The sequence below is a fragment of the Paenarthrobacter sp. C1 genome, assembly GCF_049315185.1.
In the GTDB taxonomy this organism is placed as follows: Bacteria; Actinomycetota; Actinomycetes; order Actinomycetales; family Micrococcaceae; genus Arthrobacter; species Arthrobacter nicotinovorans.
On record NZ_CP186052.1, the window covers coordinates 1,620,966 to 1,632,734 of the forward strand.

Below are 11,769 nucleotides of genomic sequence, written 5' to 3' on the forward strand. Positions count from 1 at the left end.
TGCTGAGCGTTAGTCCTCGGTGGGAGTGGTGCGGTTGGAGTGGACGTTGCGCCAGCTGTGCTCAGGTTCGAAGCCCAACAGTTTGCGCGCCTTGTCGATCGACAGCATGGTTTCGTGCTCGCCCAGCTCCTTGAGAACCTCGACGCCGGGGAAGACTTCCGCTGCCAACTCAGCGCTGCTGCGGCTCATCACGGTATCGGCCGCGGCGATGATGAACGTCTCGAATCCCGGTTCCCCGTGTTCCAGAGCACGCACCACGGCCAGGGCCCCGTCCCGGGCATCGATGTAGCCCCAAAGGTTCCATTTGCGCAGTGTGGCGTCGGCGTCGAAGGACGGGAAGGCATCGTAGTCCTCGGGGTCCATGACATTGGAGAAACGAAGCGCCGTGATGCTCAGGTCGGGATCCCACCGCGTCAGCTGGATGGCCATCTGCTCCTCGAGGTGCTTCACCAGTGAGTACGTGCTTTCCGGCCGGGCGGGGTACTCCTCATCGACCGGAATGTAGGGAGGGTCGATGTCGAAGGGGAGGCCAAGGACGGTCTCGCTGGAGGCATAGACCACTTTTTTGATGCCGGCACGCCGTGCTGCCTGGAAAACGTTGTAGGTGGAGACCATGTTGTTTTCGAAGATCGCGGCGTCGGGCGCGAGGCCCGGCGCTGGGATGGCGGCCAGGTGAACTATTGCATCGAGGCCGTCATGTTGGTCATCCAGGCCCAGAATGACGTCCAGGACCTGTCCGTAGTTCCGAAGGTCCACGCTGACGTAGCCTCGTCCGCGTGTGCCGGCCCGGTCCATATTGAGAACCTGGTGGCCATCCTGCGTGAGGCGACGCACCACGCTCCTGCCCAGTTTCCCGCTTCCGCCGGTGACGGCAATCCTCATGGTGTGCTCCTTGATCGTGGCTGGACCTTGCCCTGCTGCAGTGTGCTTTCCAGCGGGGTTCGGTTTTCCAGCCTAGGCCGCACGCGTGCCGTGCGCAGCCCCTAAGGCAGGCTCTGTGAGTCCTAGGAATACCGGAGCGACCCACGTGCGTGGCAGTGCAGGCGTGCGAACGACGGCAGCTGTCGTGGCCAGCGCGTTGGGAGCAGTGCATGTCCGGGGGGCATGTCCGGCGCCCGTTCGGGCTCCTGTTTAGCTGCGTCTTGGGCCTGTCTTAGGCGCGCGGGCATTGGGATGCGTATTGGTTTTCCCGCCCCGGGGTCACGTTTTCCCGCCCGGTGTCATGTTTTGGGTGGTGTGTGGTGGTGGTTGCGTCGGGGTGTTTGGTGGGGGTCGATGTGGGGTGGGGGGATGAACCAGGGGACGCCGTTTTGGATGGTGATGCGCCAGTGTTCTTTGTGGATGAGGTGGTGGTGGTGGGAGCAGAGCAGGGTGGCGTTGTTTGTTCCTGTGGTGCCGCCTTGTGACCAGTAGGTGATGTGGTGGGCTTCGCACCAGGGTGCGGGGAGGGTGCAGTCGGGGAACGCGCAGCCGCCGTCGCGGGCGGTGATGGCTTTGCGGATGTGGGGTGGGAAGATCCGGGTGGTGCGGCCGATGTCGAGTATTTGGGAGTCGGTGCCGAGCAGGACGGGCAGGATGTCGGCGTCGCAGGCGATTTTGCGGATGGTGTTGGGGTGGATCGGGCCGGTGAAGGTCGCGGTGCCGGTACTGACAGTGTTCCGGAGGCGCGGCTGACTCGGGGTGTTGGTTTCTTCGGTGGCGCTCGTGGTGGTGTGGGTGAGTTGTTGGAAGAGGTCGTGGTGGTCGATGGTGACGGTGAGTTGGGGTCGGAGTCCGCCGTTGCTGGGCAGTTTCCCGGTGGTCATGGCCACGGCGCAGGCTCCGACGAGGCCGTCGAGGAGTTTCTGGGCGCGGGAGCGCCGGTCCAGCTGAGTGCCGGTGGTGCCGGTTTGGGTGTTTGTGGTGTTGGTGAGTCGTGGGTTGGTGGCGGCGTTCATGGCGGTGGTGAGGGTTTCGTATTGTTCGGTGGTGGCGAAGATTTCCAGGTGGTGGAGTCCGTGGCGGCGTCGGCGTCGGAGGAACGCGCCTTGGACGTGGCGGAGGGCTTCTTCGGTGGGTTCGGGGCCGTTGTGGTCGATGTGGTCGATCCAGCGGTTGGCCATTGTGGTGACGAAGTCGGGGTCGGATTGAGTGGCGGTGGTGGTGAGGGCGTGTTCCATGCCGGTGAGGGTGTCCGGGTCGGTGAAGTGTTGGGCTTTGTCCAGGGCGGTGCTGATGATCGTCGCGGACCGGGACGGGACCTGTCCGGTGTGGAGGGCGTCGGCGAGTCTTTGACGACGGGCCGGGATTTCCTGGCCGGTTATTCCGGCCCCGGGCAGGACATCGGTGGCGAGGGCGAGCCTGCGCCGTGCTTCGCCGATCCCGATCCGCAACCGGGCCCGCAGGAACTCCGCCGCGTTCCGGTACCCATCATCCAAAACACTGCCACCACCAGCACCGTCACCGCAGGAGTCACCGCCACCGCCACCTTCCGACTCACCGGCTGGCTCGGTCCACCCCGTCCGCCATTCCTGGGCGCCGGACGCCGGGGACTGTCCGGGCTGCTGTGCCGGCACCGCACGCTGCGCCTCGGACCGGGTCCGCTCCACAGCCTGCGGTGCGACGACCTGGAGGTACTCGATCGACCGCGAGAGGTCCTCGATCCTGCCGGCAAGGTCAGCAGCCTGTGCTAGATCGAACAAGGGTGCCTGCTCGGCAAACGACAACCGTGCGGTGTCCAGAAGAGCCTGTCCGTCCTCAAGAAGTGCCGCGAGATCCGGCCCCGCAGGCGCAGCAGGTTTCCCGCCGTCGGAACCCCTGGAGGTGGTGCCCTCGCGGCTGAGTAGTCCAACGCCGTGGAAGTGGCCGATAGCGGTGGCTACCGCCGTCGAACCCTTGATCCACTGGAGATTGCCTGGGGATTGCCGTGAGCAGCTCGCAGTCAGGGCAGCGACAGCAGGTGACGACGCCACCCGCGCTGCTGTCAGTTGCCCCAAAGCTTCCATGCATAAAGCTTTTCACCAGGGTCTGACATTATTAGCGCTTCACCCTGTCGGCTGCGCGTTCCGGAAACTGCACACTTAGGCAGATGTCAGCGCCGCCAAGGCCATCTGCTCCAGTATGGGCCTGGCTGATTTCACTGCGATCCTGCGGCCGTGATGCCGGACCGAATGCGGGGTGGAGTTGATCAACCCGAAGGCTGCGTGTGCCCGGACGCGCAGGCCTGCGATGTCCGCGTCGGCATGAATCCGGGCCAGAACATCCACCCAGGTCTCTACATAACTGCGTTGCAGGGAGCGGACCTCGGCCTGATCTGCCTCAGTGAGGCTGGCGAAATCACGGTCCTGTACCCGGATGACATCCGGATTGCTCAGGGCGAAGTCCACCTGGAATTTCACCAGGGCTTTCAGGGCGTCCGCTGGGCTGCCGGCTTCCGCAACAACGCGACGGCCGCCCTCCAGGAGGTCGCGGCTGACACTGAGGAGCAGTTCACCCAGAACCGCCTGTTTTCCCGGAAAGTGCCGGTACACCGCCGGTCCGCTTACACCGGCCGCGGCTCCCAGGTCTTCCAGGGATACGCGGCTGAATCCGTTGTCCGCGAAGAGTCCGGCTGCGGCTGACAGCAGTGCCAACCGGCGGAGCTCTTTGGCTTGGCTCCGCTGGGTTGTGGCGGGACGGGAGCCTTCGGCGTGTGCTTCCGGGCTTGCTGTCATGGTGTCCTCCTCGTGCCCGTCCCAACGCAGGCGGCAGGAGCCCCGCTGTGCTGGACATGTCAGTTAATAAAGACTAACCTAAATTTCAGTTACATGACACTAACCGAAATGGCCGTAGGCCGGGAATGGAACAGGGGTCGATGGAGACAATTGCCAGCCTGACGGGAGCTGCCGCCGGCACCTTCGAAGCCAACCAGGAGGCACAGTGTGCCTTGGTGGAGGAACTGAAGGAGCGCCTCGCCACGGCAGCATTGGGTGGACCGGCCAAATCCCGGGAGCGGCACGTTGCCCGGGGAAAGCTCCTGCCGAGGGAGCGCATTGATTTCCTGTTGGATGAGGGCAGCCCGTTCCTTGAGATCGCGCCTCTTGCCGCCAATGGCATGTACAACGACGATTCACCAGGCGCCGGGGTGATCGCCGGCATCGGCCTGGTCCATGGCCGGCACGTCCTGGTGATCTCCAATGATGCGACGGTCAAGGGCGGTACGTACTACCCGATGACCGTGAAGAAGCACCTCAGGGCCCAAGAGATTGCCCTGGAGAACAAGCTTCCGTGCATCTACCTGGTGGATTCCGGGGGAGCGTTCCTGCCCAAGCAGGACGAGGTCTTCCCGGACAAGGAACACTTTGGCCGGATCTTCTACAACCAGGCCAGGATGTCTGCGGCCAAGATCCCACAGATCGCCTCCGTGATGGGCTCCTGCACTGCCGGCGGTGCCTACGTCCCGGCAATGAGCGACGAAACAGTCATCGTCCGCAACCAAGGCACCATCTTTTTGGGCGGGCCTCCGCTGGTCAAAGCAGCCATCGGCGAGATCGTCACCGCGGAGGAACTGGGCGGTGGCGACGTCCACTCAAGGATCTCCGGGGTCACCGATCACCTGGCCGAGAACGACCAGCATGCGCTGGAAATCGTCCGGGACATCGTAGCGACGTTGCCGAAGCCGGCGCAGCCGGCCTGGGACGTGCTCGATGTCGTCCTGCCGCCCGTCGTCGACCCCTCGGAGATCTACGGTGTGGTTCCCACGGACGTCAACGCCCAATATGACGTCCGGGAAGTCATCGCACGCCTCGTGGACGGTTCCGAATTCCATGAGTTCAAAAAGAACTATGGCACCACCCTGGTGACCGGTTTCGCGCACCTGCATGGCCACCCCGTGGGGATCGTGGCCAACAACGGAGTCCTTTTCAGCGAGTCGTCGTTGAAGGGTGCCCACTTCATTGAGCTGTGCGATCAGCGGGGCATTCCCTTGGTCTTCCTCCAGAATCTCTCCGGGTTCATGGTGGGAAAGGACTACGAACAGGGCGGCATCGCCAAGAACGGCGCCAAGATGGTCACGGCAGTGGCGACGGCCCGGGTGCCGAAACTGACCGTGGTGATCGGCGGCTCCTTCGGCGCGGGAAACTACTCCATGTGCGGCCGGGCTTATTCGCCGCGTTTCCTCTGGATGTGGCCCGCGGCCCGCATCTCCGTCATGGGCGGAAACCAGGCCTCCAGCGTCCTGGCAACAGTCAAAAGGGACCAATACGAGGCCGCCGGCCAGAAATGGTCCGTCGAGGACGAGGAAGCCTTCAAGGCCCCCATCAAGCAGCAGTACGAGGACCAGGGCAGCCCCTACTACTCCACCGCCCGGCTGTGGGATGACGGCATTATCGACCCCGCTGACACGCGGCGGGTTCTGGGCATGGCCCTCGACGTCGTTTCCCGCCCGCCACTGCCGGAGACCTCTTTCGGCCTCTTCAGGATGTGACCATGACCCTGCCAACAACAGCTACAGAACCAACAACAGCCACAGAACCCACAGTCTCAGCGCAGACCTTTTCTGCCGTCCTCGTTGCCAACCGAGGTGAGATCGCCTGCCGTGTCATCCGAACCCTAAGGGACATGGGCATCCGCTCAGTCGCCGTCTATTCGGAAGTGGACAAGGACGCCAAACACGTCAGCCTGGCGGATACGGCCGTCGCCATTGGCGGAACGTCACCTGCGGACAGCTACTTGAAGATCGACGCCATCATCGACGCGTGCCGCCGCAGCGGAGCGGAGGCCGTTCATCCGGGCTACGGCTTCCTGTCCGAGAACGTTGCGTTCGCCAAAGCGTTGGACGCTGCCGGCATCACGTTCATCGGACCCGGTATCGGTGCCATCGAAGTGATGGGAGACAAGATCCGGTCCAAGAACCACGTAATGGCCTACGACGTTCCCTGCGTTCCCGGCATCGCCAAGCCCGGACTCACTGACCAGGATCTCATTGAAGCAGCCACCGAAGTCGGCTTCCCGCTCTTGATCAAGCCATCGGCAGGCGGCGGTGGCAAGGGTATGCACGTGGTGGAACGGGCCGAGGACCTGGCCTCCACGCTTCTGACGGCGAGGCGCGTCGCAGCGTCCGCTTTCGGTGACGACACTCTCTTCCTGGAACGGCTCATCCGGGCTCCCCGGCACATCGAAGTGCAGGTCCTGGCCGACAACCACGGAAACGTCATCCACCTCGGCGAGCGCGAATGTTCCCTGCAACGACGGCACCAAAAGGTCATCGAAGAAGCTCCCTCCGCGCTTTTCGAATCACTGGCGGACGGCGCTGCCCACAGGGCGCGGATCGGCGAGGCGGCCTGCAACGCAGCGCGTTCGGTCAATTACAGCGGCGCCGGAACCGTCGAGTTCCTGGTGTCCGACGAACATCCGGATGAGTTCTTCTTCATGGAGATGAACACCCGGCTGCAGGTGGAGCATCCCGTCACTGAGCTGGTCACGGGAATCGACCTCGTTGAATGGCAGGTGAGGATCGCCGCCGGTGAGGTGCTCACCGTGGCGCAGTCCGACGTCGTACTTCAAGGCCATGCCGTGGAGGCGCGGGTGTACGCGGAGGTGCCAGAGCGGAACTTCATGCCGTCGATGGGGCGCATCGTGGCACTCGCTGAGCATGGCGCGTCGGACGCCGCGGTGTCCGGTCAGCAGCAGGCCCATGCCAATGTGCGGATCGACTCCGCCATGCGGGACGGGCTGCAGATCACGGGTGACTACGATCCCATGCTCGCCAAAGTCATCGCGTGGGGAGCGGACAGGGCCGCCGCACTGGACACGCTGGATGCTGCGCTGGGCCGTTACACCTTGCTGGGCGTGGACACGAACGTCGAGTACCTTCGACTCCTGATCAACGACGCCGATGTCCGTGCCGGGCACCTCGACACCGGGTTGATTGAACGCAAGCTGCCGTCCATGGAGTTCCGGCACGCAGGCCCCAAGGAACTGATCGCGGCCGCCCTGACGCTGTGGCTTGACCGCCCGGCCCCGGCGCTCGCAGGAGATGCGTGGAAGAGCGCCGACGCTTGGCGGGTCGGGGCTCCCGGTGCCTGGACCGCGACCTTCGGCGTCCCAGGCGCCGCTATGGCTACGGTCGCCGTCACCGAAAAAGCCGGCACCGTGACGGCAAGGGTCGACGACGGCGAACCGGTAGGCGTGCGGGTGGCCGACCGCAGCGGGACCGGGATAACCCTGGAGTTCGACGGCGGTCAGGTCACCTATGCGGTGGCCACGGCGGACGCAGCACGGGAGATCTTCGTGGGCAACGATGGCTGGTCCTGCCGGCTTGAGGTCCTTGACCGGGCCGGGCGCCTGCAACGGATGCTCGCGGGGATCCAGCGCGTCGAAGGAGCAGCCGATCCGGAAGTGCGCTCGCCCATGCCGGGGACGGTGGTTTCCGTGTCCGTGGCCAACGGTGACGTGGTCGAGGAAGGACAGGTCCTCCTGGCTGTTGAAGCCATGAAGATGGAGCACCAACTTGTGGCGTCCGTCGCCGGAACCGTCCACCTCACCAGCAAACCCGGCGATCTGGTCAAAGCCGACCAGGTGCTCGCCACCATCCATGCAGCGGTCGCCGCGGAAGATACGGCCACCGCGGGCCGCGACACCAACAACGGCCGGAACCCAGACAAGAGCCAGAACCCAGACAACGGCCAAATCCCAGACAAGGAAGTCCAGCCATGAGCACGTTTGAACTGACAGAGGAATACCAGGACCTCAGCGATTCCGTCAGGGAGTTCGCCGACGAGGTAGTAGCCCCTGTCTCCGCCAAGCACGACGAAGAGCACAGTTTCCCTTACGAAGTGGTTAAGCAGATGGGGGAGATGGGCCTGTTCGGCCTGCCGTTCCCCGAAGAATTCGGCGGGATGGGCGGAGATTACTTCGCGCTCGCCTTGGCGTTGGAACAGTTGGGGCGCGTAGACCAGTCCGTGGCCATCACTTTGGAAGCCGGAGTATCGCTGGGGGCCATGCCGGTTTACCGCTTCGGCACCGAAGAACAGAAGCAGGAGTGGCTGCCGCAGCTGGCATCCGGCCGGTCCTTGGCCGGTTTCGGGTTGACCGAGCGTGAAGCCGGATCCGACGCCGGCGGCACCAAGACCAACGCCCACCTGGAAAACGGCGAGTGGGTCATCAACGGCAACAAGGAGTTCATTACCAACTCCGGCACGGACATCACCACCCTGGTCACCGTCACGGCAGTGACAGGCCGGAAAGAGAACGCCGACGGCAGCACCAAGAAGGAGATCTCCACCATTCTGGTGCCGACGGACACGCCGGGGTTTACCGCAGAAAAGCCCTATAACAAGGTGGGGTGGAACGCGTCGGACACCCACCCGCTGACCCTGGACAACGTCCGGGTTCCCGAAGCCAATCTGTTGGGCGAGCGCGGCCGCGGCTATGCCAACTTCCTCTCCATCCTGGACGAGGGCCGGATCGCCATCGCTGCCCTGGCCACGGGTGCGGCCCAAGGTTGCGTGGACCTGTCCGTGAAGTACGCCAAGGAGCGCAGCGCGTTCGGACAGAACATCGGCAAGTACCAGGCCATCCAGTTCAAGATCGCCCGCATGCAGGCCAGGGCCCACACAGCCCGCCTTGCCTACTACGACGCAGCCGCGAGGATGCTGGCGGGCAAGCCGTTCAAGACCGAAGCAGCCATAGCTAAGATGGTCGCAGGCGAGGCAGCCATGGACAACGCGCGGGACGCCACCCAGGTGTTCGGCGGCTATGGCTTCATCAACGAATTCACGGTGGCACGCCATTACCGCGACTCCAAGATCCTTGAGGTCGGCGAAGGCACCACCGAAGTCCAGTTGATGCTCATCGCCCGCGAGCTGGGTCTGTAACCGTACGTTGGGTCGGCAGTGGCAGGGAAGGATCAAGGATGATTGACAAGGTTGTTGCCAGCGCCGCCGAAGCGGTGAAGGACATCCCGGACGGAGCCTCGCTCGCGGTAGGGGGCTTTGGCTTATGCGGTATCCCCGTTTCCCTGATTGAAGCCCTTCATCAGCAGGGAACCACGGACCTGGAAACTGTCAGCAACAACTGCGGCGTGGACGATTGGGGCCTGGGAATCCTCCTCAAGGACGGCCGCATCCGCCGCACCATCAGTTCGTACGTGGGCGAGAACAAGGAGTTTGCCCGGCAGTATCTGGCGGGGGAGCTTGAAGTTGTCCTCACCCCGCAGGGCACCTTGGCGGAGAAGCTACGCGCCGGCGGCGCAGGCATCCCGGCCTTTTATACCAAGGCCGGCGTGGGAACCCAGGTGTCCGAAGGCGGCCTCCCGCAAAAGTACGACGCCGAAGGCAACGTTGCGATTGCTTCGGCGCCGAAGGAGGTGCGGGCTTTCAAGGATGGCGACTACGTCCTGGAAGAGTCTTTGACCCCGGACTTCGGGCTGGTCCATGCCTGGAAGGGGGACCGCCACGGCAACCTTGTTTTCCATGCGACGGCCATGAACTTCAACCCTCTCTGTGCCATGGCGGCCCGGGTGACGATTGCCGAGGTCGAGGAACTCGTGGAACCGGGGGAGTTGGATCCGGAGCACATTCACACGCCGGGTATCTTCGTTCAGCGGGTCGTCGTAGCAGGAGCTGCGGAGAAACGGATCGAAAAGCGCACCGTCGCGTTGATCTCCGCAACAAACGGACAGACAGGAGCTTCATGATGGCCGACAACACTTATCAGGACTTACCGCCACGTCCCGAAGCAGTACGGCACGAGTACCGGCGGGCCGACGTCGAACACCACGAAGCAAAAGGCTGGACCCGCAACGAACTGGCCGCCCGCGTGGCCAAGGAACTGGTCAACGGACAGTACGTGAACCTGGGAATCGGGATGCCCACCCTGATCCCCAACTACATCCCGGACGGAGTGGAGGTCATCCTCCACTCCGAGAACGGCATCCTCGGAGTTGGCCCGTACCCTACCGAGGACAGGGTCGATCCCGACCTCATCAATGCCGGCAAGGAGACCGTGACAACCAACCCCGGTGCTGCGTTCTTCGACTCGGCGTCCTCGTTCGGCATGATCCGCGGCGGACACGTGGACGTGGCGGTCCTGGGAGCGATGGAGGTCGCTGCCAACGGCGATCTTGCCAACTGGATGATCCCCGGCAAGATGGTCAAAGGCATGGGCGGCGCCATGGACCTGGTGTTCGGTGCCAAGAAGGTCATCGTCATGATGGAGCACGTCGACCGCAACGGCCGGCCAAAGATTGTCCCGAGCTGCACGCTTCCCCTCACCGGCAAGGGCTGTGTGGACAGGATCATCACGGACCTGGCGGTGATTGACGTCGTCAAGGACGAAGGTGATCCGCGGTTGGTGTTGCGCGAGCTCGCCCCGAACGTCACCCTTGACGACGTCCTGGCGGCCACAGGCGCCGAGCTGTTCGAAGAGGACCAGGAGCTCACTGTATGACGCGGGTCGTGGAACAACGCGGACTCTACTTCGACGAACTCGAAGAAGGCGTGATCTACGCCCACAAGCCCGGCCGCACCGTCACGGAGACGGACAACGTTCTCTTCACCACGTTGACCATGAACACCCAGGCGCTCCATCTGGATGCTGCCTGGAGTTCCGGACAGCCGTTCGGTCAGCGCCTCATGAATTCCATGTTCACGCTGTCCACCATGGTGGGGCAGTCGGTGACACAGCTGACGCAGGGGACCATCATTGCCCAGTTGGGGCTGACGGATGTCACGTTCCCGCACCCGCTGTATCACGGGGATACGCTGTACACGGAAACGGTGATCACGGGAAAGCGTTTGTCTTCGTCCCGGCCCGGACAGGGCGTGGTGACCATGCAGCACACGGGCCGCAACCAGGACGGTACCGTGGTAGCCCTGGCCACCCGCACCTGCCTGATGTGGACCAAGGAAGCGCACGCCGCGAACCTCGCCGACCATTAGTACGCGCAGCAATCAGCACGCCCAGCAGCAAGGAAATCCATGCACTCTCCCTTCACCATGGGCCCGGCCCTCCTCTTCTGCCCCGCCGACCGGCCGGAGCGTTTCGGCAAGGCCGCGGACCGCGCGGACGCGGTCATCCTGGACTTCGAGGATGCCGTGGCTCCCGCGGACAAGCCCCGGGCCCGTGATGCTGTTTTGAAGCAGCTGGGTGCCGGGGAACTGGACCCCCAACGGACCATAGTGCGCGTGAATCCAGTGGGAACCCGTGACTTCGAACTCGATCTCCAGGCCTTGGAACAGACGCCGTACCGGACGGTCATGCTGGCCAAAGCAGAAAGCGGAGAACAGCTGCGGGCGCTGGCTGGCTACAGCGTCATCGCACTGTGTGAAACCGCATCAGGCATCGTTAATGCTTCCGCCATCGCGGCGGAGCCCAACACCGTTGCCATGATGTGGGGTGCGGAGGACCTCCTGGCTTCCTTGGGCGGACTCTCCAGCAGGAACGACGACGGCGGCTACCGCGCTGTCGCACTGCACGCGCGTTCCACTGTGCTGCTCGCAGCCAAAGCCGCCGGCAAGGAAGCAATCGACTCCGTGTACGTGAACATCCCGGACTTGGCGGGCCTGCTGACCGAGTCCGCAGACGCGGTGGCCAGCGGATTCGGGGCGAAGGCGTGCATCCACCCCAACCAGGTGGCCGTGGTCCGGGAGGCTTATGCGCCTGCCCCCGAAGCTGTTGCCCAAGCCGAAGAACTCCTCGAAGCAGCGGCCGCCGCGGGCTCAGGTGTGTTCCAGTTCAAGGGCAAGATGATCGACGGACCCATTCTCAAGCATGCGGAAGCGACGCTGCGCCGGGCCAGGCGTTAAACAG

At 63.8% G+C, this 11,769-nt stretch carries 10 protein-coding genes; 7 read left to right on the forward strand and 3 right to left on the reverse strand.

From position 1 onward, the window contains the following. Nucleotides 1-9: 9 nt before the first annotated feature. The 3 genes from ACNAOU_RS07685 to ACNAOU_RS07695 all read right to left on the reverse strand — a co-directional run bounded on the left by ACNAOU_RS07685 (nt 10) and on the right by ACNAOU_RS07695 (nt 3,692). Complete coding sequence (locus ACNAOU_RS07685; RefSeq protein WP_018777504.1) at nt 10-882, reverse strand: NAD-dependent epimerase/dehydratase family protein; 873 nt, start codon at nt 880-882, stop codon at nt 10-12. A 338-nt stretch (nt 883-1,220) separates the two neighbouring features. Beyond that, nucleotides 1,221-2,984: a DUF222 domain-containing protein gene (locus tag ACNAOU_RS07690; protein WP_422758378.1), complete on the reverse strand. Its 1,764-nt coding sequence runs from the start codon at nt 2,982-2,984 to the stop codon at nt 1,221-1,223. A gap of 75 nt (nt 2,985-3,059) precedes the next feature. Further along, nucleotides 3,060-3,692 (reverse strand): TetR/AcrR family transcriptional regulator, encoded by a 633-nt coding sequence (locus ACNAOU_RS07695; RefSeq protein WP_422758379.1) that lies wholly within the window; start codon nt 3,690-3,692, stop codon nt 3,060-3,062. A 140-nt stretch (nt 3,693-3,832) separates the two neighbouring features. Between ACNAOU_RS07695 and ACNAOU_RS07700 the strand changes: the two genes are divergently transcribed. The 7 genes from ACNAOU_RS07700 to ACNAOU_RS07730 are packed head-to-tail and all read left to right on the forward strand — an operon-like array spanning nt 3,833 to nt 11,765. After that, nucleotides 3,833-5,443: a carboxyl transferase domain-containing protein gene (locus tag ACNAOU_RS07700; RefSeq protein ID WP_422758380.1), complete on the forward strand. Its 1,611-nt coding sequence runs from the start codon at nt 3,833-3,835 to the stop codon at nt 5,441-5,443. Nucleotides 5,444-5,445: 2 nt separating this feature from the next. After that, complete coding sequence (locus tag ACNAOU_RS07705; RefSeq protein WP_422758381.1) at nt 5,446-7,674, forward strand: biotin carboxylase N-terminal domain-containing protein; 2,229 nt, start codon at nt 5,446-5,448, stop codon at nt 7,672-7,674. Beyond that, complete coding sequence (locus tag ACNAOU_RS07710) at nt 7,671-8,834, forward strand: acyl-CoA dehydrogenase family protein (protein ID WP_079582245.1); 1,164 nt, start codon at nt 7,671-7,673, stop codon at nt 8,832-8,834. The genes ACNAOU_RS07705 and ACNAOU_RS07710 overlap by 4 nt, the downstream gene beginning before the upstream one ends. A 38-nt stretch (nt 8,835-8,872) precedes the next feature. After that, nucleotides 8,873-9,655 carry a CoA transferase subunit A gene (locus ACNAOU_RS07715; protein WP_018779010.1) on the forward strand — a complete coding sequence of 261 codons (783 nt, stop codon included), beginning with the start codon at nt 8,873-8,875 and terminating at the stop codon, nt 9,653-9,655. Further along, nucleotides 9,655-10,407 carry a CoA transferase subunit B gene (locus ACNAOU_RS07720; RefSeq protein ID WP_055977977.1) on the forward strand — a complete coding sequence of 251 codons (753 nt, stop codon included), beginning with the start codon at nt 9,655-9,657 and terminating at the stop codon, nt 10,405-10,407. The genes ACNAOU_RS07715 and ACNAOU_RS07720 overlap by 1 nt, the downstream gene beginning before the upstream one ends. Next, a complete protein-coding gene (locus ACNAOU_RS07725; protein ID WP_018779012.1) occupies nt 10,404-10,898 on the forward strand; it encodes a MaoC family dehydratase in 495 nt (164 codons plus the stop codon). The genes ACNAOU_RS07720 and ACNAOU_RS07725 overlap by 4 nt, the downstream gene beginning before the upstream one ends. A 39-nt stretch (nt 10,899-10,937) precedes the next feature. Then, entirely contained in the window at nt 10,938-11,765 is an 828-nt protein-coding gene (locus tag ACNAOU_RS07730; RefSeq protein ID WP_039240565.1) for an HpcH/HpaI aldolase/citrate lyase family protein, read from the forward strand. Nucleotides 11,766-11,769 lie beyond the last annotated feature (4 nt).